Source organism: Streptomyces sp. NPDC003247, from assembly GCF_042888135.1.
GTDB lineage: Bacteria > Actinomycetota > Actinomycetes > Streptomycetales > Streptomycetaceae > Streptomyces.
The window spans coordinates 300,229-323,777 of record NZ_JBIAPF010000010.1 but is presented as its reverse complement, the minus strand read 5'-3'; the positions used below and the strand labels follow the sequence as shown (position 1 = coordinate 323,777).

The following is a 23,549-nucleotide window of genomic DNA, read 5'->3' as shown; positions in this document are numbered from 1 at the left end:
CCGACCCAGCCCTGCCCGCGCTCGTCGGCGCCGTGCTGCGCCTGCCCGTACTGCGCACCCTGCAGCAGCGCACCCCCACCGGGACGAGTACAGCGCCGGCCGGGAGCGACGCCCCGGCGTCGTTCGTGTGCCGCGCCCGCCGCCCCACGCACTTCACCCTGTCCGAGGTGAGCAAGCAGTCAAAGGTGTCCATCGGGTCCATCTACTCCAGCGTCAGCGGCAAGGACGATCTTCTGCGCGCGGCACAGCAGGGGTTCCTGGAACAGATGCGTCGCGAGGAGGCGCATCTGACCGACGAAGCGCTCCACGACCATCTCGGCGTCAGTCACAGGTCCGACGCGGACGACTCGTGGCTGTCCAGGATTCGGGAGGATCCTCCCGTCCGGCGAGGAAACTGTGGTGAGCGATGCCGCCCGTCGTCGGGGCTTCACCGACTCCGACCGTCTCGCCTCCCCGTACCTGCGGCGTTCCGGCGAACCATCCTCGCAGACCTCCGCGGGGTGTGATGGAACACGCCGGAGGGCCGTGCGCCGACACCGGCGCACGGCCCTCCGGGAGATGGTACGGCGACCGGACCGGCGGCTCCGCGGCCTCCGGTCACGCCACTCACCCGTACGTCCGCCTACGACGGGAGCGTGCCGCCGATCAGGACGAACGCGAGCACGCAGGGCTCCTGCGAGCGGTTCGCCCAGGCGTGTGCGGTACCCCGCTGGACCAGGACGTCACCGGCCGTCATGAGGACCTCGGTCTCGTCGAGCACCGCCCATATCTCGCCGCTGAGGACGATGGCGTAGTCGATCGACTCGGTCGTGTGGAAGGCGAGCGGCTTGATCTCCTTGCTGTCGGCGTCGAAGCGCCACTCCTGGTCGGGAGGAAGCTCCAGGATCCGGAAGACGGTTCCGTTCTTGGAGGGGCCGACACTGCGGGGCCCGTCGCCAGCGACGGGGTCGGTGAACGGGGACGTGTTGTCGGCAGGGCTGGTCTCGGTACGCCACACGTCGGTCGCGACGTAGGTCGGCATACCGTGTCCGACCTTGCCGCGGACGATGGTGTCGTCGACGATCGTCGACCGTCCCTCGGCGTTCACTCCGGTGACCAGGCGCCGGACCTTGCGGGTCGTGGCGGCGGGTTCCACATCGGCGGAGAACGGGTTGTACGCGCCCAATGGTCTCTCTCCTCTTGCGATCGGGCAGCGGCTCTCGGCCGCCTTCACTCGCTGCGCCGCACGCCGGCCGCCGAGGCGGCGGCTGATCGGTCGCCAGCCATGGGTCCGTCCGACCACCGGCGCGGGAACGGGCAGCCGCGCGGCGGTCTCTCGGGAACAGCCCGGTGATGCTAGGCGGGGCGGCTCACGCGAGCCATCCGGATCGCGCACGCGTTGTCCGTCCACTGCGACGGATCGGGGAACCCGCACTCGGGCCGCCTGCGGCCGACGAAAGTGAGCGCGTACGAGCGCGAGTTGGGTGCGTGATGCGGACAGCGGCCACGGCATCCGGATAGCCGCAGCTCAGCGACTTGCCTACGGTTCCGAGGTCGTGAGCCCTGCCCCGGCGCCACCGCGATCCGCGCAGGCGCCCTGGAGGCCATGGGCTTGTCACATCTTGCGACGATCGGAGCCATCCCATGGATGACCACCCCTCACCCCGTTCCGCGTGGCGCGTCCACGAGGGAGCGCTGCGCGGTCTCAAGGTCCTGGACCTGTCACGGATCCTCTCCGGACCGTTCTGCACCATGGTCCTCGCCGACCTGGGCGCGGACGTGATCAAGGTCGAGGAGCCCCGGCGCGGTGACGACACCCGGATGTGGGGGCCGCCGTTCCAGGGCCAGGACGCCTCCTACTTCCACTCGGTCAACCGCAACAAGCGCTCGCTGGCCGTGGACCTGAAGTCTCCCGTCCTGCTGGAGCGGGTGCAGCGGCTGGCGTGCGAGGCGGACGTGGTGGTGGAGAACTTCCGCCCCGGCACGGCCGAGCGCCTGGGGCTGGGGTACGCGCGGATCAGCGCGTCGAACCCCGGAGTCGTCTACGCCTCGATCAGCGGCTACGGGCAGACCGGCCCGTACCGCAGGTCGCCCGGCTACGACGCCATCGCCCAGGCACTGAGCGGGATGATGAGCATCACCGGCGAGTCCGGCGGTGACCCGGTCCGCTTCGGGGTCGCGGGCGCCGACCTGGCGGCCGGCATGTTCACCGCCATCGGGGTGCTCTCGGCGCTGCACCACCGCGAGCGCACCGGGCAGGGGCAGCTCGTGGACGTGTCGCTGCTGGACGGGCAGATCGCGTGGCTCTCCTACGTGGCGGCGGGCTATTTCGCGACGGACGAGATCCCCCGGCGCTACGGCTCCGCGCATCCGACCATCGCCCCGTACCAGGCGCTTCCCACCTCCGACGGGTATGTGATGGTGGCGGTCGGCAACGACGGCCTCTGGCGCACGTTCACGCAGGTGACAGGGCTGGGAGAGCTGGCGGAGGATCCGCGGTACGTCACCAACCCCGATCGGGTCCGCCACCGCGAGGACCTCATCGGCCTCCTCGGGAAGCACTTCGTGACCGAGCCCACGTCCCATTGGACACAGGTGCTCGGTGAGGCCGGCATCCCGGTCGCCCCGATCAACGACGTCCGCCAGGCGCTGGAGCATCCGCAGGTACAGGCCCGTGAGATGGTGCAGGAGGTGGTGCACAGCGAGGTCGGCCCGCTGCGGCAAGTGGCGAGTCCGATCAAGTTGTCCGGCACTCCGGCGCAGGTGCGCGAGGCACCGCCCGTCCTGGGCGAGCACACCGCCGACATCCTCGGGACGCTGGGCATGACCGAGCAGCAGCTGCGCGAGCTGGCCGACTCGGGGGCCATCCGATGAGCGACAAGGTCGAGGTACGGGTCGAGGGCCAGGTCGCGCACGTGACCGTGGGCGACGGAACCCGTCTCAACGCGCTGCCCACCGAGGGCTGGTCCTTCCTCGCGGAGCAGGTCGACCTGCTGTCCCACGACCCGGGGCTGAGGGCGGTCGTGGTGCGCGGGCGGGGCGGCACGTTCTGCGCCGGCTCGGACCTGAGTGAGTGGCTGGGGGCCTCCCCGTCCGCGGTGGAGGAGTCCTTCGCAGCGATGGAGCGGGCGTTCACCGCGCTCGAACGCTGCCCCGTCCCGGTCGTCGCCGCGATCGAGGGGACGGCGGCGGGCGCGGGCTGCCAGCTGGCCCTCGCCTGCGACATCCGCTACATCGGCCTGTCCGGACGGATCGGCATGCCGATCGCACGGCTCGGCATCCTCGCCAGCACCCGGTTCGCCGCGCGCATGACCGACCTCGTCGGCCCCTCCATCACGGCCGAACTCCTCTACACCGGAGCCCTGCTGGACGCCCGCGAGGCGGCCGGTGCCGGGCTGGTGACCCGCGCGGTGCCGGACGCACGGCTCGGTGCCACCGTCGCCCGCACGGTGGCGCGGATCGTCGCGCAGCCCGACGGGACGCTCCGCGCGGCGAAGCGCTCCCTCCGCGCGGCACTGGGCGGGGGCAGAGCCGTGCCCGAGCCGGCTGTCGAAGGCGCGGTGATCCCCTCCGTGCTCCAGCGGTCGGTGACCGCCTTCCTCGACAAGGCGATGTCGTAGCGCCCCACTGCACCGCAGCAGACAAAGCAACTGCTGACAACCCGCCGTAGGAACCGGACAGCGCTCTCCCGATCCGGATAGCGGAGCCCGTGCCGGGCTCGTAGGTTCACGGCCGCACCCCATGAATCCCCGGAGGATGACATGACAGCGCGCAGCGCAGCACGCAGTGTCCTGATCGTCGGTGGCGGTATCGCCGGCCTGACCGCCGCCATCGCCCTGGCCCGAACGGACTGGGAGGTGGAGGTCGTCGAGGCGAACCCCGACTGGTCCGTAGCAGGATGGGGCCTGAGCCTCACCGGCCCCTCGCTCCGGGCTCTCGACCGGCTGGGGCTGGCCGACGAATGCCTGGCCGCCGGGTACGGCATCGCGGAGATCACCAACTGCGACTCGGCCGGCGAGCCGACGAGCGTCATCGCGCTGCCCCGTCTCCTGGGCGAGGGCCGTCCCGCCCAGGCGGGACTCGGCCGGCCGGCACTGCACCGGATCCTGCGCGAGGAGGCCGAACGCCGCGGCGCCGTCCTGCGCACCGGAGCGACGGTGACCTCGCTGGCACAGCGGGGCTCCGAGGTCGACGTGCAGGTGAGCGACGGGACCTCACGCACCGTCGACCTGGTGGTGGGCTCGGACGGCATCCGCTCCGCGGTCCGGGGCCTCCTCGGGATCGAGGCCGAGAGCCACTACGGCGGCCAGATGGTCTGGCGGGCCCTGGTGCCGCGCCCCGACTGGGTGCAAAGCCTGCACACCTTCACCGGCATGGAGCACAACGCGGGCATCATCCCGATCTCCCAGGACCGCGCGTACGTGTTCGTCACCGAGAACGGCGCCGAGCCGGGTGTGCTGCCGGCGGACGAACTCGACTGGCGCATGCGGGACCTGATCGCCGGGTTCACCGGCCGGGTGAAGCCGATCCGGGACTCGATCGGCGACCCGGCCGACGTGGTGCGGCGCCCGGTGACGACCAGCCTGGTGGCGGGTGCCTGGCACGTCGGGCACACCGTGCTGATCGGCGACGCCGTACACGCCCCCTCGCCCCAGATGGTCAGCGGCGCCGCGCTGGCCATCGAGGACGGCATCCTGCTCGCCGACGAACTGGCCTCCGGCGACCCCGTGGAGACCGCGCTCAAGCGGTTCGGCGCCCGCCGCGAACCCCGCTGCCGCTACCTGGTGGAGAGCTCGGTGCGCATCGCGGCCCTGGAGGGCGCGGGGCAGCACGCCGAGGCGCACGCCCTCCAGCAGGGCTGCCACCGCCGCATGGCCGAACCGGCCTGACTCCAGCCGTTCCCGGCACAGCCGAACCGGCCTGCCCCGGCCGCGCCCCGCCCGACCCCCGGGCTGTTCCGACGCCGCCCCCGGGCTGTTCCGCCGCCCCGACCGACCGCACATGTGCACCACCCCAGAAGGAGGACCCGTGAACGAGTCCGCTGACCTCCGTCTCCCGGCGCTGCCGGTCTCCTCGGAGACCCCGCCCGGCGGCTACGACCGCCCCGCCGAGTACCCGGACATGATCACGGAGCGGGACGTCCGCGTCCCGATGCGCGACGGTGTCGAACTCGTCGTCGACGTCTACCGGCCCCGTACCGACGAGCCGATGCCCGCCCTGCTGGCCTTCGCCATCTACAACAAGGACCTCCAGGGACCGGAGATGGCCGAGGCGCTGCCGCCGCAGCCGTCCTGGTCGGCGTTGTGGTGCGGCCCCCAGGAGGCCGGCGACACCCGCTTCTTCGTCTCCCGCGGCTACATCCACGTGATCGGTTCGCCGCGCGCCGTGGGCAAGTCCGAGGGCGGCGGCTCGCGCGAGTGGGACTCCTACGACCTGATCGAGTGGATCGCCGCCCAGCCGTGGTGCGACGGCCAGGTCGGCATGGTCGGCATCTCCGGCTTCGGCGCCGAGCAGATGCACGTGGCCCGGCAGCGCCCGCCGCACCTCAAGGCGATCTTCCCCTTCGACCCGCGCGGCGCCTACGGCACCCTCGGCGGCTTCCGCGAGGAGTACCCGGGCGGCGTCCTGCATCTCTTCCGCTACCTCGTCTCCCACTTCGGCGTGTTCCACCAGGACAAGGGCGCGCCGAAGGAACTGCCGCCGGAGCGCGAGTCGTTGTGGAAGGAGGCGATGGACAACGCCGACTTCAAGCTCCATCCGCACCTGTACAACGTGCTGACCATGAAGGGCCAGCACCTGCCGGCCTACTTCGACGTGCTGGTCGACCCGTACGAGCCGGAGGGCACCGTCGAGCGCAGCGAGAAGGAGTTCGCGCGCATCGACATCCCCGTCTACACCGGCTCCGGCTGGTACGGCTACACGTACAAGACGCACCTCCAGGGCGCGCAGACCTACTGGCGCCACCTGGACAAGGCGCCGAAGAAGATGCTGTTCGTCGGGCCCGCCCACCTGGAGCGGCCCTTCCACGGACTGCACGGCGAGATCCTGCGCTGGTACGACCACTGGCTCAAGGGCCTCGACACCGGCGTCCTGGACGAGCCGCCGGTGCGCTACTGGGTGGCCGGCGCCAACGAGTGGCGCACCGGAACCGACTGGCCGCTGCCCGAGACGCGGTGGACGCCGTTCTACCTCAACAGCTGGGAGCGGCTGAGCCCGACGCCGTTCACCCCCGACTCGGTCGACGACCGCATCCCCCCGGACTCGTTCGTCCAGATGCCGCTGACCCACACCCGGCAGGTGTCCTCGCTGCGGTACCTCTCCGAGCCGCTCACCGAGGACCTCACCATCGCCGGCCCGGCGGTCCTCAAGCTGTTCGCGGCGATCGACCAGGAGGACACCAACTGGATCGTCACCCTCTCCGACGTAGGCCCCGACCCGTCGGTGCGCACCGTCCGCGAGGGCGAGCGCGACCTCGACCCGGACCTGCCCCAGCGGGAGCTGACGCGCGGCTGGCTCAAGGCGTCGAACCGGGCCCTCGACCCGGACCGCTCCACCGAGTGGAAGCCGTTCCACAAGCTCACCCGGGCAGCCCGGCAGCCGGTCGAGCCCGGCGAGGTCGTCGAGTACGACATCGAGATCCTCGCCACCGCCAACGAGTTCCGGCGAGGACACCGCATCTGCCTGGAGATCTCCTCCATGGACGTCCCCACCGGCGTCGCGGGCTCCACCAACGCCGAGTACGTGCCCTACCACGTGTGCAGCGCCCGCACGACGCTGCACCACGTCCACCACAACACCCGCTACCCGTCCCGACTCCTGCTCCCGGTGGTGCCCCGTGTCCGCTGACCTCGTCCGTTCCCTGCCCGACGGGCAGGCGTGGCTGCACGCCCATCTCAAGGAGCGTCGCAACCCGTTCAACAGCATCGACGCCGAAGCCGCTGCGGCCGCGATCGACGGTCTGCCGGGGCTCGACCCGGAGTCGTGGGCCGGGCACTGGACCGGCCTGGCCGAGGGGTTCGCAGCCGAGGGTGAGCGTGCCGAGAAGGCCGGCGACCGGGAGACGGCGCGTGAGTCCTGGTGGCAGGCGTACCAGTTCGCCTTCCTCGGGCGGTACCCGTCCCCGGTGCATCCGGCGAAGGCCGCGGCCTACGACCTGGCCCGCCGTTACTTCGCGCGTGCCGTCGCCCTCGACGAGAGCCTCGTGGAAACCGTGGAACTGCCCTTCGCGGGCCGTTCCGGCGAGGGTGACCGTGTCGTCTTCCACCTGGCCCGGCCCCGGAACGGGGAACGTGTGCCGGTGGTGATGATGTGGGGCGGCATCGACGTGTGGAAGGAGGAGACCTTCGCGCGGGGGCGGGGGCTGCGGGCGCTCGGCTTCGCCACGCTGCACATCGACAAGCCCGGCGTGGGACAGTCGCCCGTGCGGGCCGGAGTCGACGCCGAGCGCCAGTGGGACCCGGTGTTCGACTGGATCGCCGGCCGCCCCGACCTGGACGCCGGCCGCGTCGCCGCGCTCGGCTTCTCCTTCGGCGGCTACTGGGCGATGAAGCTCGCCCACACCCATCGCGAACGGCTCGCCGCAGCCGTCAACTGGGGCGGCGGCGTCCACCTCACCTTCCAGCCCGAGTGGCAGGAACGCTCCCGGAACGCCTCCTCGTATCTGATGGACCTGATGGCGGCTCGCGCCCGGATCTTCGGTGGGCGCACCTTCGAGGACTACGTGGGCCGCTGTCCCGAGCTGTCCCTGCTTGACCAGGGCCTCCTCGACCGTCCCTGCGCACCGCTCCTGCTCGTCAACGGCATCGACGACCTGCAGAACTCCTCCGAGGACATCCACCTCAGCCTGCGCCACGGAGATCCCAAGACGGCCCGCCTCTTCCCCGGCGGGCACATGGGCACCGGCCCCGTGATGCCCACCGTCACCGACTGGCTGACCCACACCCTCTCCCCCACCACCCCCGGAGCCTGACATGACCACCGCCACCGAACACCTGATCACCCACCTGCGGCACATCGACATCGCGATGCCTGACTTCGAGGCCCAGCACGCCTTCTACACCGGCAGGTGGGGTCTGACCGAGACCCACTCCGACAGCGGGGTGTCCTTCCTGGCGGCCGAGGGCTCGCCCGAGCAGTACGTGGTGCGGCTGCGGCGCGACGTCCAGAAGCGCATGGACCTCGTCTCCTTCGGCGCCGCCACCCCCGCCGACGTCGACACCCTCGCCGAACGTCTGATCGGCCAGGGCGTGAAGCCGGTGCACGAGCCGCGGCCCCTCACCACACCCGGCGGTGGCTACGGCGTGCGCTTCTTCGACGGCGACGGCCGCGTCGTCGAGGTCTCGGCCGACGTCGCGACCCGCAAGCACCGCAAGATCGAGGAACGCGAGTCGATCCCCGTGCGTCTGTCGCACGTGGTGATGAACTCGCCCAATCCCGAGCAGACCGTCGCCTGGTACGTCAAGCACCTGCAGTTCCGTCTGTCCGACACGCTGCGGATCGGCTCCAAGGGCGAGTTCATGTGGTTCCTGCGCTGCAACCCGCTGCACCACAGCTTCGCCATCGCCCGTGGGCCGCACGTCGCCCTGCACCACGCCTCCTTCGAGATGCGGGGTCTGGACGAGTTCATGCGGGGCACGGGCCGCATGCTCCGCGGCAACGTCGAGAAGGTGTGGGGGCCGGGCCGGCACCACGCCGGTGACAACACCTTCAGCTACTTCCTCGACCCGGCGGGGAACACCGTGGAATACACCACGGAACTCGAACTCGTCGACGAGGACACCTGGCACCCCTCCATCCACGACCTCACCAACCCCGAGATCATCGACCAGTGGGGCACCGCCAACGAGATGAACGAGTTCGTCGCCAGCCGTTCCTTCAACGACGTCGACCCCGGGCTGTTCATCGCGCCGCCGATGTGACCGCCCCACCGGCAGCACCGTCTTCCCCGCCCGCAGTACCCGAGGAGCGCCATGAGCCAGGCATCCGTCCCCGCCGAACACGACGAGACGACACTGACCGAGGCGGTCGTCGCCAGTTTCGACGACACCCCCGATGCCCGGATGCGCCGCTGTGTGCAGGTGCTGGTGAAGCACCTGCACGCAGCGGTCAAGGAGTTGGAACCCACCATGGCCGAGTGGGAGAAGGCGATCGATTTCCTGACCGCCACCGGCCAGAAGTGCGACGACACCCGGCAGGAGTTCGTCCTGCTCTCCGACGTCCTCGGCGTCTCCTCCCTGGTGGAGAACATCAACCACCGGCACACCCCGGAGGCCACCGCCGCCACCGTGCTGGGCCCTTTCCACATGACCGAGTCTCCGAAGCGGGAACTCGGCGCCTGCATCGACGAGGTGGGTGGCCGGCTCCCCTGCCTGGTCACCGGTCGGGTGCTGGCACCGGACGGGGCCCCGCTGGCCGGCGCCACCGTGGACGTGTGGCAGGCCGACGAGAACGGCTACTACGACGTCCAGCTCCCCGACCGGATCCCTCCGGGCAGCGGACGCGGTCTGTTCACCACCGACGACGAGGGCCGCTTCTGGTTCACCACCGTCGTCCCCAGCCACTACCCCATCCCCACCGACGGCCCGGTCGGGCAGTTGCTGCTCGCCACGGACCGCCACCCCTACCGGCCGGCCCACATCCACTTCATCGCCGACGCACCCGGCCACGTGCCGGTGACGACGCACATCTTCGTCGAGGACAGCCCCTACCTCGACTCCGACGCCGTCTTCGCCGTCAAGGCCGACCTGGTCCGCGACTTCGCCCTCGTCACCGACCCCGCCGAGGCAGCGGCCCACGGCCTGCCGAACCCGCACGCGCGTGCCGAGATCGACCTGGTGCTGGAGCCGGTGGCGGACCAGGGCACCGCGGGGGCCGCCTCGTGAGCGCCGGACCGGCGCCTGCCGCGACGGAGGCACTCGCCTTCACGGTGCCGGCGGCGCCGGAGGTGCTGTTCGCGCCGGGGGCCGTCGCCCGGGTCGGGGAGGTGCTGGAGCGGGTGGGTCTGGAGCACCCGTTGGTGATCGGCTCACGGAGCAGCGCCGGAATCGCCCGGCGGATCGCCGCGGACCTGCCGGATCCCGCTGCCGGGGTCTTCGACCGGGCCCGTGTCCACGTCCCCGTCGCCACCGTGGCGGAGGCCGCCGAGGCGGCCGACGCGTCGGGGGCGCGGTCCGTGGTGGCTGTGGGCGGCGGCAGCGCGGTCGGTCTCGCGAAGGCCCTCGCACTGCGCTCGGGCCTGCCGTACGCCGCCGTCCCCACGACCTACTCCGGGTCGGAGATGACGGCGGTGTGGGGGCTCACCGAGAACGGGCTCAAACACACCGGCACCGATCCCTCCGTCCGCGCCACGGCCGTGGTGTACGACCCCGGACTCACGACGGACCTGCCGGTCGACGTGACGGTCACCAGCGGTCTGAACGCCGTGGCGCACGCCGCGGAGGCCCTCTACGCCCCCGACCGGTCCCCGCTGTCCGACCTGATGGCCCGGGACGGCGTACGCCGGATGGCGACGGCCCTGCCCGCCCTGGCGGCCGACCCGCACGACGAGGCCGCGCGCGCCGAGGCGCTGTGCGCCGCCTGGCTTTGCGGGATGTGCCTGGGAAGCACGTCCATGTCACTGCACCACAAGCTCTGCCACACCCTCGGCGGCGCACTGGACCTGCCGCACGCGCCTCTGCACGCGCTGATGCTGCCCTACACCCTCGCGTTCAACCTGCCGGCGGCCCCAGCGGCCCGGCAGGCCCTCGCCGAGGCGCTGGGCACCGACGACCCGGTCGGCACGCTCTTCGAGCTCGACCGAGCCCTGGGCGTGCCCCGGAACCTGGGCGAACTCGGGGTGCGGCGGTCCGACATCGAGCGCGTCGCGGACCTCGCGCTGGCCGCACCGTACGGCAATCCACGCCCGGTGGACCGTTCCGGTCTGCTGGCCCTGCTGGGCGCGGCCTGGGCCGGAACCCCACCGGCTGTGTGACTGCGGGCGCGGAGCCTGTGGCCCACAGAGGGGGCTGCCACAGAGGGGGCTGTGGGGGTGGAGACGAACTTTCAGGGGTTCGTCTCCACCCCCACAGCCCCCTTCACGTGTGTCCGGCAGCCCCCTCCCACCGGCCCTCCGTCCCGGGGAAGCGTCGCACATGTCCGCATCCTGGCGAAGGGTCCGCAGTATACGGATATCCGACGCACACCTCGGATAGCGATGCTGGTCAGCGCCTCTTAGCCTCCCGCCATCCATCCGCCGCCGCTCGACGAGGAGCAGCACGTGTCCATAGCCCCTCCCTCCCCCTCTCCGGCCAGACGCGCGGGGCCCGCGCAGGCCGTGGTCCTGCTGATCGGGTCGTGCGCCTCCGTGTTGGGCTCACTGCTGATCGCGCCCGTCCTCCCCGACCTGGAGAAGGCGTTCGCCTCTACCCCCGGTATCAGCACCCTGGCACCGCTCGCGATGACCCTTCCCGCGCTGGGGATCGCCCTTCTGGGTCCCGTGGCGGGCACCGTCGTGGACAGGTTCGGTCGCGTCCGCCTGCTGCGCTGGTCGACGGCCGCGTACGCCGTCGTCGGGACCGCGCCGCTGTGGCTGGACAACCTCGCCGGTGTCCTGGTCAGCCGCGCGCTGCTCGGCGTTGTCGAGGCGGCGGTCATGACGTGCTGTCTGACCCTGCTCGGCGACTACTTCCACGGCGCCGTGCGCGACCGCTACATGTCCTGGCACTCCGTCATCACCTCCTTCGGCGCCGTGGTGTTCCTCATGGCGGGTGGTGCGCTCGGCGCGGCCGGCTGGCGGACACCGTTCTGGGTGTACGCGCTGGCGCTCCCGCTGCTGGCGTTCATGGTGCCGCTGCTCCGTGAACCCGAGCGCCCGGTGAGCCCGGCGCAGGAGTCCGGGGCGGTGGAGCCAGCCGGCCACGGCCGCACGGTGCGGCCCCTTCCCTGGCGCCGGCTCTCGCCGATGCTGACGCTGACCCTGGTGGGCGCCGCCCTCGTCTTCTTCGTCCTCCAGGTGCAGCTGGGCTTCGTCCTCGACGATCTCGGGGTGGGCAGTGCAGCCATCGGGGCGTCGGCCGCGATCGCCAACGGCGGGGTGATGCTCACCGCCCTGTTGTTCGTGCGCTTCGCCCGCCACGGTGCCGGACGACTGCTGGTGGCGGCGTTCGTGCTGGGTCCGGCGGGGCTGATCGTCATGAGTGTCGCCGACAGCTGGGCAAGTGTGACCGTCGGGGCGTTCCTCGCCGGGCTGGGCGACGGGCTCATGCTGCCGTCGCTGCTCATCGGCACCACCGCGCAGCTCGACTTCGACCAGCGAGGTCGCGGGACAGCGGCCTGGACCTCGGTCTTCTACCTGGGGCAGTTCTTCTCCCCGGTCATCGTGGCGGCGCTCTCCGCGGCCGCGGGCGGGCTCTCCGCCGCGCTGCAGATCAGCGCGGTGGGCGGACTGGTCACCGCAGTGGCTGCCGCGGTCCATGCCCGTCGCCACCCGCTCCACACGAGTGCCGAGGTGGAGGACGGTCCTTCCGCCCCGGCGGGGGTGGACGTGGTCGACGGCAGCAAGGCGGCCGAGACCGCGTAGAGCCGACCCTCCGTATACGGGTACGGGCGCCTGCGGCGTGTCGGGCTGCCGCGAACGCCCGCCCCCGTGCGAAGCGTCTCCACGTCGAGCTGCGTCCGCCACCTCGCGGATCTTGCGGGAGGCCGCCCGCGGCATCCCGGCCGACCCCGACGGCGCCCCCAGCGGTGCCGGCCTGAACCGCTCCGGGCTCGGTGGAGGCTCGGACCCGTCTCCGGAGCGGTTCGGCACGCGTCATCCGATCCGCGCTGGCAACGGCACTCCGTTCGAGGTCATCACCAGCGCCGCCGACGTCACCCGGCCCCTGGCACCGACTGACGGCTTTCCGCCTGCGACCGGCAGTCTCGCCTGCTCACGCCGACGGCCCGAGGCCCCGCTCCCCGGCCATCGACGGGGAGCGGGGCCTCGACCTCCACGACGCCCCCGCTCGTGCGACTTCACGGGTCTCCCGAGATCCTCCCGAGCCGCCTGCGACCTGGAGTCCTTCCCTGCGGCCTGCGGACCGCGTGCGGCGCAGGCCGTCGACGGGCCGGTGAAGTCCTCAGGTGCTGCGGTGACGCAGGTCGTCGGCGGCCTTCACCTCCGAGGAGCGACGATCGCCGCCCACCAACGGGACGCGCGAGTCACACCCTCACTCCTCCTTCTCATACCGATCGAAAGGAAACACTCGTGTCCCTGTCTGCACATTCCCGGAAGTCGCTCCTGGTGTGCCTCGCCGGCGCGGGCCTGTTGCTGAGTGGTTGTGACGCTCGGTCCAGCGCCTCGGACACCACCGACGGACCCCTCACCCTCGGGTTCATCGAAAACGGCGACAGTTACTTCCACCAGTGTCTGAAGAGATCAGTCGAGGAAACGGCGGCCAACAACTTCGCGGAGATCGTCACGGTCGACGCGCACGCGACTGCCACGGAGGAACTGGCTGCGGTCAAGGAAATGATCGCCGAGCAGGTCGACGCGATCATCCTGCAGAGCATGGACGTCACCGCGATCAAGCGGGACATCGCCGCCGCCCGGAAGGCGGGTGTCCCGATCTTCCTGGTGCAGACGACGGCGGTGGAACCGAGCAAGATCCTGGGAGCCGTGACCTCCGACATGGTGGGCATAGGCGAGCTGGACGCCCAGTGGATCGAGAAGGACGCGGCCGGCCGGGAGGTCCAGGTGGGCGTCCTCTCGGGGATGCCCGACGGGTCCTTCCGTACGCTCAGCGATGCCTTCACCAACGCGCTGCCGGTGAATGCCCAGGTGGTCGACACGGCGTACACGAACGAGGAGACGGGCAAGGCCCAAACGGCGGCCCGGAGCATCGTCCGGAACCACCCCGATCTGGACTACCTCTTCGTCGACTTCGAGGAGACGGCCCTCGCCGTACGCAAGGCTGTCGATGCGGCCGGGGCCACCCAGGTGGAGATCGTGACCGTCGACGGCACCGACGACGGCCTCGCGGCGCTCAAGGACGGCCGTTTCTCGGCGCTCGTGTCCCACTCGCCCAAGGATGCCGGCGAGTTGGCCGTGGAGAACACGATCGCCCTGCTGCGCGGGAGGAAGGCCGACAGGATGGTCAAGGAGCCGATCAGCCTGGTCACCAAGGAGACGGCCGACCGGGCGCCGCTGTACTGCCCTTCCGACACCTGACGACCGTCCCCGGCCGGGGACGGTCGTCCTACGGCGCCACGGCGCGCGGACCGCGCGCCCGGCCGGACACCGTCAGGAGCTGCGCGCGGTCTCAGAGGGCAGGCAGCCGAAGCGCAGGCGGTAGCTGGAGGAAAAGCGACCGAGGTGCCTGAACCCCCAGGCACAGGCGACCTCGGTCACGGTTCCGACGCCGTCGCGCAGGTCGCGGTGGGCACCCTGCAGCCTGACCTCGCGTACGTATCCCATGGGGCTGTTGCCCAGGCCGGCGTGGAACTGCTCGTGCAGCGTGCGCGAGCTGCATCCCGCCGCCTGGGCGAGATCGGCCACCGTCAGTGGCTCGTCGATGTGCGCCTCGACGTACTCCAGGGCGCGCCGCAGGGTGCGCGGCCGGGTCGGCGGGCGTCCCTGTTCCCGGAGCGCCTCGGTGTAGCTGTGGGGCTGCGAGGTGAGGAGGGAGACGACGAGCGTGCGGATGTAGTGCCGTTGGACGGAGGGATGCTCGAAGGCCCCTCCGGGCCGGTCGGCCTCCACGAGAAGGTTCTGAACGAGGGCGGCAATGCTTCGCCCCGCGGGCCGGGTGAGGTCCAGCCCGGGGGCGAAGTCGACGGGCTGGACGGGCGCGCCGCCCAGCAGGGCGGCGAGCTCGGCCTCGACCAGTTCACGGTCGAGCCGGATCCCGATCGACTCCGTACCGGTCCTGGCAGGAGTGAGGTGCTGCACCGTGCCAGGTGGTATGACGACTGCCAGGTCGGGACCGTTCGCGATCTCGTACCCCCCGATGCGGGACACCACCGTTCCGCTGGGGGCGAGGTTCAGGTAGTAGGACTCGCCGTCCCGCCGCGGAGTGATCGTCACTCCGAGCCCGGAGCGCAGGTAGCCGATGGTGTAGTCAGACCCCGTGAGCGCGCGCAGCTCGTACACCTGGGTCTGACCCGGACGTCCCGCGGCCGTCACCTGACCGTAGGGGTAGGTGGCATTCACCGCTGCCACGAACTCGTCGGGATCGGTCGAGCGGACGCGGACGAATCGCGCCAGAGTGCCCGTCTCAGCGTACGGCGGCATGGACTGCACGGTCATCGATCGGCTCCCCTCGGCACTCGGACGTGCCTGGCTGTGACCTTCCCGCCGGAACTTATGTCTATTAACGGCGCAAGTCAATGGTATAAAGATCGAATTGATTTCCGGCATTCGGAGGTGGAGCGTGCCCCGGCAGAGCGAAGGTGCCCTCGCCGCGTCCAGGCGGCTGACCTCCGAACTGCTCGACCTCATCCGCGCAGGTCAAGCGGGCACCCGCGCGGAACTCGCGGAAGCCACCGGGCTCAGTCGCACGAACATCGCCGAACGCGTGGGCACGCTGATGGGGGCGGGCCTCGTCGTGGAGGTGGGCACTCGGCAGTCCAGCGGCGGACGGGCACCGTCGCATCTCGCTCTCGACGCGGACGCCGGACGGGTCGTCGCCATGGATCTCGGCAACCGTGAACTCAGGGTCGCCGTCACGGACATGGACGCCCGCGTGCTGGCCCGCACCACCGTCGCAGGAGGCGTCGCCCGGGACCCGGACTCGACTCTGGACCGCGCGGCCGAGGCGGCGGCCTCGCTGCTGAGCGGCCCGCTGGACGAAGCGCCGTTGGTGGGCGCCGGAGTCGGGTTCCCGGGCCCGGTGCATGTGGCGGGGGGCCGGCCGGTGTCCCCGCCGGGGCTGCTGCAGTGGGACGGTTTTCCCCTGGCCGAGGGGCTGCGCAAACGGCTCGGCACCGAGGTGTGGGTGGACAACGAGGCCAACCTGACCACCCTCGGTGAGCTGCGGCGGGGCAAGGCTCAGGGGGCACAGGACGTCGTCCTGGTGAAGCTCGGGTCGGGGATCGGGGCGGGAGTGGTCAGCGGAGGGCGGCTGCACCGCGGCCATGTGGGGGGAGCGGGCGACATCGCGCACCTTCCCGTGGCGACGGCGAGCCCGCGCCGCTGCTCCTGCGGACGCACGTCCTGCCTGGTGACCGTCGTCGGTGGATCCGGGCTGGCGCACACCGCGCACGAGCTGGCGCGGACGGGCCGCTCGGCCGCTCTGCGCGCGGCGGCGGCAGGGCGGGCTCTCACCGGCGCGGACCTGACCGCTGCCGCGAAGGAGGGGGACGGCGCCGCCGTCGCCGCGCTGCGCGAAGCGGCGGAGCAACTGGGGCACGTGCTGGTGACCGTCGTCAATCTGCTCAATCCGGAGCTGGTGCTGCTCGCCGGTCCGGTGATGGCGGCCGAGGACTTCCTGCTGCCCTCCGTCCGTCAGGTCGTCTACGCGCAGAGCACGCCGCTGACGACCCGCGAGCTGCGCATCGAACGATCCGATCCCGCGGGGAGCTTCGGGCTGGTGGGCGCCGCCCTGACGGTCGTCGACGCGCTGCTGTCCCCCGAGCGGCTGCACAAGTGGTCATCTGCGGCAGGCTGACCCGTGCCCTGTCCGGGTCAGGCCCGCCGGCACCGTGTCCGCCGCCATCGGCTCCGGCCGATGCGGCACCGATCTGCCGGGAGCTGTGGCTGGAGCTCGCCCAGGCCGACTGGCTCCAGGCGCCGGTGCCCGGCGTCCGGCCAGGCACCATGACCGTGCGGCTGCTGGACGCCACGGTGCTCGAGGAAGTTGGACCAACTGGTCGGTGACCGGCCTCGGGCCGTCAGCGCGCCAGTCTGAGGCGTGCCGTCTCGGCGGCATGGGAGGCGGCTTCGATCAGCCCGAGTTCGCCGGCGAGCGTCGAGACGAACGCATCGACGGCCTCGATGGCTCGGCCCTCCATCGTGTCGGGTTCGGCGAAGTACGCCGCGAACTCTCCGGCGCCGATGGTCGCCATGGCGGGCCGACGGGCCTGGTAGTCGGCCCACATCGGTCTGTAGACGGCGCGCACCCGGTCGAGTTCGGCCTCGTCGACCTGCTCCTGCTTGAGGAGGCTGATCGTCTGCTGGCGGGCCTTCCACATGGCGATGTGCTGTTGGACGGGGATGGGCCCGTATGGGCCGGGAAGGGCTCGTTCGATCCTCGGCATGCCGGGCTGGACTGGCCAAGGTGAGTACAGCTCGGTGAGGACCGCGGTCAGTCTGTTGATGTCGATCTTCCCGGTCCGCTCGCCTTCCTCGAGGATGAGATGGGCGGCGCGCCGTTGCTTGTGGGTGGCTGAGGGGTGAGCGAGTTGTTCGACGATGGCGCGGACGTTCTCGCTGCGCCGGACGGCGGTCGTCTGGCCGGTGGCGCGCGCGTGGGTACGCCAGGCTCGGCGCGCCTGCGGGGTGAGCACGATCGTGTCGTCGATCAGCCACAGGTACAGCACAACACGGATCAGCGACCGTTGAGGGATGCGTCCCAGCGGGGAACGCTCTCGAGCTTCGAGAAGTCTGGTGAACAACTCACGTTGCTCCGGGGAGAAGATTCGCGGATCGCTGCCGTGCGCGCTGGTCTTGCGCGGCTCAGGGTTGGCGAGCATCCCGTCCTCGACCCAGGAGGTCACCATCCTGGGACTGGCTTTCATCACGCCCAGAGCGTGTGCGTCGGCAACCAGATCCGCCGAAGTTCCCTCGACCCACGTGGTGGCCCGACTCCCGTTCATGGCGCCGAACTTACATCGAGATTCGAGCCTCGGGAGCTGCATTCAGCGGACGTCAGCCATAAGGCTTGGGGCCAGCAGAAACTGCGCCCCGCACCGTATCCCTGCCAGGAACACGCGGTGCGGGGGCAGCCGACTCATCCCCTGAACGGAGACCGTCATGTCCCACCGTACGCACCGCCCCGTCCCGAAGCGGCGACGTGCCCGCCGTCGTCTAGTCCAGGGTCTCGGGCAGGCGGCGTTCTACGCCGCTTCCGCTGCTCGCCACCCAGACCGCCAACGCCCGCTCGATGCGCCTCGCGGCAAAGCTGGGATTCACCGAAGCAGAGCGGTTCCGGGCCTGGGACGCCGATCAGTGGCTCGGCCTGCGGGCCCCGGTCACGCCCTCCAGTTGAGTTCGCGCTTCGGCAGGGTGGAGCTCTCGCAACGCCGTTGTTCTCATTGCCGAAGTCAGGCGGGATCGCGGTCATGCAGGCGCTGGAAGGAGTGGCGCGAAGGCGCGCTGTTCGTCGAACGGCTGCCGGGTTTGGAGACAGTGGTGGAGCTGTCCGAGGAAGCGGTTGAGCAGGTGGCGCTGAGCGGCGTTGTGCCAGTCTCCGTGTTCGCGTCGGCGCCGGTAGTGGGCGTTGGCTCCTGGTGAGGCGGTGAGGGATGAGAAGGCCCAGAGGAAGCCCGCGTGCATGAGCCGGTTGTTCTTGACGAAGCGGCGGCCGACGAAGTGCTTCTTGCCGGAGGCCCGGGTGATCGGGGCTGAGCCGGCGTAAGACTTCAGGGCTCTGGCGTCGGCGAACCGTGTCCGGTCGTCGCCGATCCCGGCGAGCAGCCGGGCTCCGAGCAGGGGGCCGAGGCCGGGGAAGCTGAGCAGGATCTCGCTGTCGGCGTGCTCCTTGAACGCGGCTTCGGCGGCCGTGGTGAGGTCGTCCGCGGCCTGGCAGGCAACATCCAGTTGCTTGAGCAGAGCCAGCAGCTGCTGGCCGAACGCGTCCTCGACAGCCGGGCGATGCCGGGCGTACTCGGAGCGGAAGATCTCCCGCAGGCGCGCGGTCTTGGTGTCGAAGCCGCGGGTGCGGCCGCTGCGCTTGAGAGCGGCGCGCAGCTGGGCAAGGGTGAGTTTCGCGGCCTTCGCCGGGGTCGGGGCGAGGGTAAGGACCACTCGGGCGTCTGCCCTGGTCAGGCCGCCTTCCTTGCCCTGTAAGGCGTGCAGGGCGGCGGGATAGTACTCGCGCAGCAGCGAGCGGACCTGATTGGCGACCTGTTGGCGGCTCCAGACGGCGTCCTGCTGTGCTCGGGCCAGCGCGGTGGTGGCCTGGGCGAGTTCGCTGTCTGCGGGCAGCGGCCGGTGGGCGTGCATGTCGGTGCGCAGGATGTTCGCCAGGACCGGGGCGTCGCCGGGGTCGGACTTCTTGCGGCTGACGCCGTGCCGGTCGCGGTAGCGGGAGGCGGCGAGCGGGTTGATCGCGAAGACCTTGCGATCACCGGTGCGCAGGGAAGCCACGAGCAGGCCGCGGCTGGTTTCGATGGCCACGGGTATGGGGGTCTCCGGGCTGTCGCCGTGTTCGGCCAGCAGGTCCAGGAGCTTGCTGTAGCCGGCCGCGTCGTCACTGATGCGAGCCTTGGCGAGCAGGGTGCCGGTGTCGTCGACGACGGCGACGCGTGGTGGCGCTCCGCCCAGTCGATGCCGCAGAACACGGTCAAGCCATCCTCCCAGATCCGTTCATTTATGCGACTCACAGGTCCGCCATCTCAGTAGCCGTTCGCGACACCAGCGCACCCCAGGGGCTCGGTCTGTCTGCAGAGCTCGCGGGCTCGCGGATGAAACAAGAGATCCACCCTGGGGCGGGCTCGTGCCGTGACGGTCAACGTCCGGCCGGCCGCCGGGAGTTTCACGGTGATCACGGAGGCACCGGGCTGTGCCGCTCTTGACAGAGGTCTCGAAGGACCAGGGGAAACGAAGGCATCAGCCCGGCGCCCGCGTCATCACCGCGAGGTGCGGACAGTGGTGGGGTCCGTGGCCGTGGCGAAGGCGCCGGGTCTCGCCGCTCTAGGCGAAAACCTTTCGGGCCAGGCTGACATCAGGCGTTGCCCGACGCCCACGACACCGCCACGGAGCCCACCGGTGGACAGCGGCGCCAGTCTCAGAGCGGGTCTCCAGGACCATGAGGGCCGAAGGCGTCCCGCTGCCCGTTGTCGACCGCTCACCCAGCCCGTTGCGAAGACCGGACCGAGCCGCCTACACCCCGGATTAGGCTGGCGCGGTGACTGATGAGCAGGAGCGGGTGCAGCCGTCGGGAGTGTGGGCCACGGCGGTGGGGGTGGCCAGGGTGCGGGCGCTGGAGACCGAGCGGGAGAACGCGCTGTTCCGCGACCCACTGGCACAGGCTTTCGCCACCGCCGGCGGCCTGTGGCCCTCCTCGCCGCCGCTGCCCGATGACGAGGCCGCACGACGCCGCCGGCTGGCCGTGTCGTACTCCATCGTCATCAGGACGAAGTTCCTCGACGACCTGTTGCAGCAGGCCTCCGCGTCCGGGGTCCGGCAGGTCGTGCTGCTCGGCGCCGGCATGGACAGCCGGGCCTTCCGGATGGACTGGCCCGAGGGCGCCCGGCTGTTCGAGGTCGACACCGCCGCGCCACTGGACTTCAAGGCTTCGGTGCTGCGCCAGGAGCGGGCCGTCGCACGCTGCGAGCGGATCACCGTCGCGGTGGATCTGCGTGAGGACTGGCCAGCCGCGCTGGCCGCCGCAGGACACGACCCGGCCCTGCCGACCGCGTGGATCGCCGAAGGACTGCTGATCTATCTGCCCGAGGACGCGGTGGAGCTGCTGCTGGCCCGGATCAGCACTCAGTCGGCGGCAGGCAGTCGGATGGGGCTGACATTGGGCTCGCGCGGCGTGATCGAGCGCTTCGGCGCGGACGCCGCGCCGGGATCGGCGGCGTCCATGTGGGTCTCGGAGATGCCCGACGACCCGGTGGGCTGGCTGGCCGGGCACGGCTGGGAGGCCGACAGCCACACCCTGCACGAACGCGCTGCCGCCTACGGCCGCCCGATCAGCACCCCACCGCAGCGCGAGGAGCGGCCCGGCGGACTGATCTCGGCGGTCCGCCGGTAGAGCGCCCCAGCCGGTCAAACTTCAGTGGCAATCGGTCAAGGTTCACTGTCACAGGACATCCGGGCGGTTGCGGCCGGGGTCAGCGGTCCTCGGGACGGGCACGGACGAGGAAGACGGCGAGCGCACCAGCGGCTTCGGACTCGGTGATGGCGAGGCGGGCCGCGAACGCCAGCTGGCCCATGTCGACGCCGGGGACCAGGCGGGCGAGTTCGGCGAGCAGCGCGGCGTGGGCGAGGACCGGCGGCGGCAGGAGATCGGTGGCTTCCTCGCGGGCGGCCGGGGCGCGGTAGTGCCCGAGGTGCGCGGCGAGGGCGTGCGCGAGCCAGCCGTCGACGTCGGCCTGGACGTACCCGCCGGCCCGCCGCGTGAGTTCGTCGCGGACGGCTTCGTCCCCGTCATGGGGCTCGGTCTGTTCCAGGGTGCCGAGCTCGCGCAGCGCCTGGAGCTCGTCGGCGCGGGCCGCGACGCGGGAGGCTTCGTGCAGCTCGGCTTGCCGGACGGCAGCGGCCGCGGCTTCGGCGGCGAGCTCCGCCTGGACGACGTCGTCGGTGTCCGGGTCGTAGACGGTGCCCGGCACGGCGGCGGCGAGCAGTTGGTCGATGCGTTCCCATTCCGCGAGCTCCGCCCGGCTGCGGACGTCGTCGGCCAGGTCCTCGTGCCGCGAGTCCTGCCGCGCGTCGAACCGCGCGTCCTCGAGGGCCGCCGCGGCGGCGCCGACGTCCATCCCCTTCGCCCGGCGCCGGACGACGCGGCGGCCGATGCGAGCGGGGCCGACCGGCGCGCGGGGAGCGGCGACGCGCAGAGCGAGCGGACGGCGGGCGGTGCGCCGGGGCGGCCAAGGCGTGGTCATCGTCGGCCTCGTATTCATGGTGCGGATTCGAAAGCGGGCCGCCGTCAGAGCGCTGTACGGCGACCCACCGGAAATGTTTCTAGCAGGTCTTGAATTCGGCCGGATCAGAACCGGAACTCGATTTTCGACACGTACGTGAAATCCGCGCGCAGGCCAGCGGCACGGGTGCCCCATTCCGTGAAATACGACTCCGTGATGGCCTCAACGACGATCGGATGCAGGTCTTCCTCCGTCGCACCGGCCTCCTGCAATTCGAGGATCTGCTTCGCGTAGGTGGGCGAGATCGCCGTGGTGGTGCTGCGTTCACGGCCATCATCAGAGCTGCCCCGGCAGGCGAATCCTAAGTAGGCGGTCACCTCCACCATCATGCCGCTGGAGGTGGCTGCCTGTTCGCGTGCCTGTGCTCTGACCTGCGGTTGCCACTCGGATTCCGTCTCCTCCACCAGGGCGGCCTGGAGGCGCTTCTGCGGGGTCGTCAGCTTCCCTGAGCGGTAGCGCTCCACCGTGCAGCGTGAGACGCCCAGGCGCTCCGCCAGGGCCTTGGTCGACCCCTTCGCCCGCGTGAGGAGGAAATTTCACCTGTGCCTTTGCGGATTTCGGTGCGGGCCGGGTGAAGACCTTCCGCTCCGCCCGCGCGAGGGCTTCCAGAACCTGCTGCGGCGCGGGACCGGCTGCTGCTCGTCATCGATCACGCCGACCAGTCGGCCATGGGACACCTATGGATGGAGGCCGGTGTCCGCGCAGGTCGCGGCGGGCGTCAGCGTCCCGATGTCCGTCCGTACGGTGGAGGCGTGACGACGTCGCCCACTCCCGAGCCGGTGCCCATCCGGGTGCTGCTGCCTGGGGATCAGGAGGTCGTCGCGCACCTGTGGTCCCGCGCCAGGCGCCCGACGGCTGGAGGTACGCGGTCGGCCTCCCGTCGTACCGCAACGGCCCCGGGAACACGGTGGACCCCGCCGAGTACCGGGTCTGGGTGCGCGCCCCGCAGCATGTGGGGCCCATGGACGGCGTCTCGTACGACGCCGTGCCCACCGCGTACCTGGAGCGGCCCTCGCCCGTCCGGGAGGCGTTGGGCCGCGGCGGCCGTCTGGCTGGGTGCTGGCGAAGGCCGGCGGCCGCGGTCCCGGCCGGGGCTGTGTCGTGCACGCCGTCGACTGCTAAGCGGCGCCGGCCGGGGCGCCGGTGCTGCCGCTGGACCGGGCGCTGGACGCAGCCGAGCAGCCAGGTGTACAGCTGTGTGCTCGCTGTGCGGTGCGGTCGCTGAGCTGGACCCTGTCCTCAAGGGTTTCGAGGCGACCTGAGCGGCAGGTCAGTGGCGGGTGACGGTGTAACCGGCGTCGTTGGCAGCACGGGTCCACACGTCGCGGTCGAACCACTTGGTGATGTCCGGCTGCATCTCGGTGATCGTGCGCATCCGGGCTTCCCAGTCGTGTCCGGCCGGGCCGCGGCTGCCGTCGCAGCCGGTGCAGCCGTCCTCGCCGTGGATGTGGCCGGCCATCCAGGCGTGCCTGGATCCCGAGCCGCTCGGAGACGGTGGTGACCTGCTTCTCGATCGTTTCCTCCACGGTCGCCGGCGCGAGGGTCACCCCCAGCAGGCCAGCTCCGCGAGCGTCTGGGCAACGGCTTCCTTGAACGCCCTGGTGTTCCGCACGAGCGCATCGTAGGCGGGCGGGAGCAGCCACCGGACGGCTTCGCCTGCATTGCTCCGGTGCAGGTGACTGAGGCGCCGCAGCGTCGTTGGACAGGGCATCGCGTGCCTGAACATCCGACCCCCGCGGATACGCGAGCGAGCCCCGGACCACATCGGTCCTGAGCCGAAGCTCCATAGTTGTCACCGGCAGAGCCGG

At 71.1% G+C, this 23,549-nt stretch carries 18 protein-coding genes and 3 pseudogenes; 14 read left to right on the top strand and 7 right to left on the bottom strand.

The window, feature by feature from the left end; translation table 11 throughout:
• Positions 1-622: 622 nt before the first annotated feature.
• Entirely contained in the window at positions 623-1,165 is a 543-nt protein-coding gene (locus tag ACFYWQ_RS31270) for a cupin domain-containing protein (protein ID WP_389520992.1), read from the bottom strand.
• A 458-nt stretch (positions 1,166-1,623) separates the two neighbouring features.
• Between ACFYWQ_RS31270 and ACFYWQ_RS31265 the strand changes: the two genes are divergently transcribed.
• From ACFYWQ_RS31265 to ACFYWQ_RS31220, 10 genes are all read left to right on the top strand, one after another.
• Positions 1,624-2,853 (top strand): CaiB/BaiF CoA transferase family protein, encoded by a 1,230-nt coding sequence (locus ACFYWQ_RS31265; RefSeq protein WP_389520990.1) that lies wholly within the window; start codon positions 1,624-1,626, stop codon positions 2,851-2,853.
• The gene (locus tag ACFYWQ_RS31260) at positions 2,850-3,599 is read left to right on the top strand and encodes an enoyl-CoA hydratase/isomerase family protein (protein ID WP_389520989.1); all 750 of its coding nucleotides are present in this window, start codon (positions 2,850-2,852) and stop codon (positions 3,597-3,599) included. The genes ACFYWQ_RS31265 and ACFYWQ_RS31260 overlap by 4 nt, the downstream gene beginning before the upstream one ends.
• A 141-nt stretch (positions 3,600-3,740) precedes the next feature.
• Positions 3,741-4,868, top strand: coding sequence for an FAD-dependent oxidoreductase (locus ACFYWQ_RS31255; protein ID WP_389520987.1), 1,128 nt, complete (start codon positions 3,741-3,743; stop codon positions 4,866-4,868).
• Between the two features lie 139 nt (positions 4,869-5,007).
• The gene (locus ACFYWQ_RS31250) at positions 5,008-6,825 is read left to right on the top strand and encodes a CocE/NonD family hydrolase (protein WP_389520985.1); all 1,818 of its coding nucleotides are present in this window, start codon (positions 5,008-5,010) and stop codon (positions 6,823-6,825) included.
• Positions 6,815-7,948: an alpha/beta hydrolase family protein gene (locus tag ACFYWQ_RS31245; RefSeq protein WP_389520983.1), complete on the top strand. Its 1,134-nt coding sequence runs from the start codon at positions 6,815-6,817 to the stop codon at positions 7,946-7,948. The genes ACFYWQ_RS31250 and ACFYWQ_RS31245 overlap by 11 nt, the downstream gene beginning before the upstream one ends.
• Position 7,949: 1 nt before the next feature.
• Positions 7,950-8,897, top strand: coding sequence for a VOC family protein (locus tag ACFYWQ_RS31240; RefSeq protein ID WP_389520981.1), 948 nt, complete (start codon positions 7,950-7,952; stop codon positions 8,895-8,897).
• Between the two features lie 51 nt (positions 8,898-8,948).
• A complete protein-coding gene (locus ACFYWQ_RS31235; protein WP_389520979.1) occupies positions 8,949-9,860 on the top strand; it encodes a dioxygenase in 912 nt (303 codons plus the stop codon).
• A complete protein-coding gene (locus ACFYWQ_RS31230) occupies positions 9,857-10,948 on the top strand; it encodes a maleylacetate reductase (protein WP_389520977.1) in 1,092 nt (363 codons plus the stop codon). The genes ACFYWQ_RS31235 and ACFYWQ_RS31230 overlap by 4 nt, the downstream gene beginning before the upstream one ends.
• 285 nt (positions 10,949-11,233) lie before the next feature.
• Complete coding sequence (locus ACFYWQ_RS31225; protein WP_389520975.1) at positions 11,234-12,535, top strand: MFS transporter; 1,302 nt, start codon at positions 11,234-11,236, stop codon at positions 12,533-12,535.
• Positions 12,536-13,201: 666 nt separating this feature from the next.
• Complete coding sequence (locus tag ACFYWQ_RS31220) at positions 13,202-14,164, top strand: sugar ABC transporter substrate-binding protein (RefSeq protein ID WP_389520973.1); 963 nt, start codon at positions 13,202-13,204, stop codon at positions 14,162-14,164.
• A gap of 72 nt (positions 14,165-14,236) precedes the next feature.
• On the opposite strand, the gene ACFYWQ_RS31215 is transcribed toward ACFYWQ_RS31220, so the two are convergent.
• On the bottom strand, positions 14,237-15,241 hold the full coding sequence (locus ACFYWQ_RS31215; RefSeq protein ID WP_389520971.1) for an AraC family transcriptional regulator: 1,005 nt from the start codon (positions 15,239-15,241) through the stop codon (positions 14,237-14,239).
• 124 nt (positions 15,242-15,365) lie between these two features.
• Here ACFYWQ_RS31215 and ACFYWQ_RS31210 point away from each other — a divergent pair, with 124 nt between their 5' ends.
• On the top strand, positions 15,366-16,601 hold the full coding sequence (locus ACFYWQ_RS31210; protein WP_389520970.1) for an ROK family protein: 1,236 nt from the start codon (positions 15,366-15,368) through the stop codon (positions 16,599-16,601).
• Between the two features lie 223 nt (positions 16,602-16,824).
• Here the strand turns inward: ACFYWQ_RS31210 and ACFYWQ_RS31205 are convergent, their stop codons facing one another.
• Complete coding sequence (locus ACFYWQ_RS31205; RefSeq protein WP_389520969.1) at positions 16,825-17,748, bottom strand: hypothetical protein; 924 nt, start codon at positions 17,746-17,748, stop codon at positions 16,825-16,827.
• A gap of 254 nt (positions 17,749-18,002) precedes the next feature.
• Between ACFYWQ_RS31205 and ACFYWQ_RS31200 the strand changes: the two are divergent.
• Positions 18,003-18,140: pseudogene (locus tag ACFYWQ_RS31200) on the top strand (GNAT family N-acetyltransferase); the annotation flags it as partial.
• 71 nt (positions 18,141-18,211) lie between these two features.
• Here the strand turns inward: ACFYWQ_RS31200 and ACFYWQ_RS31195 are convergent.
• A pseudogene (locus ACFYWQ_RS31195) lies at positions 18,212-19,455 on the bottom strand (IS110 family transposase).
• Positions 19,456-20,000: 545 nt separating this feature from the next.
• Here ACFYWQ_RS31195 and ACFYWQ_RS31190 point away from each other — a divergent pair.
• A complete protein-coding gene (locus ACFYWQ_RS31190; protein WP_389520967.1) occupies positions 20,001-20,852 on the top strand; it encodes a class I SAM-dependent methyltransferase in 852 nt (283 codons plus the stop codon).
• 79 nt (positions 20,853-20,931) lie between these two features.
• On the opposite strand, the gene ACFYWQ_RS31185 is transcribed toward ACFYWQ_RS31190, so the two are convergent.
• Together ACFYWQ_RS31185 and tpg are read right to left on the bottom strand one after the other, a co-directional pair.
• Entirely contained in the window at positions 20,932-21,702 is a 771-nt protein-coding gene (locus ACFYWQ_RS31185) for a hypothetical protein (RefSeq protein WP_389520966.1), read from the bottom strand.
• A 104-nt stretch (positions 21,703-21,806) separates the two neighbouring features.
• Complete coding sequence (gene tpg, locus ACFYWQ_RS31180; RefSeq protein WP_389521098.1) at positions 21,807-22,226, bottom strand: telomere-protecting terminal protein Tpg; 420 nt, start codon at positions 22,224-22,226, stop codon at positions 21,807-21,809.
• Between the two features lie 294 nt (positions 22,227-22,520).
• Here tpg and ACFYWQ_RS31175 point away from each other — a divergent pair.
• Positions 22,521-23,003, top strand: a pseudogene (locus ACFYWQ_RS31175) (DUF6233 domain-containing protein).
• Between the two features lie 8 nt (positions 23,004-23,011).
• On the opposite strand, the gene ACFYWQ_RS31170 reads toward ACFYWQ_RS31175, so the two are convergent.
• Positions 23,012-23,200, bottom strand: a complete 189-nt coding sequence (locus tag ACFYWQ_RS31170; RefSeq protein WP_389520964.1) for a hypothetical protein — start codon at positions 23,198-23,200, stop codon at positions 23,012-23,014.
• Positions 23,201-23,549 lie beyond the last annotated feature (349 nt).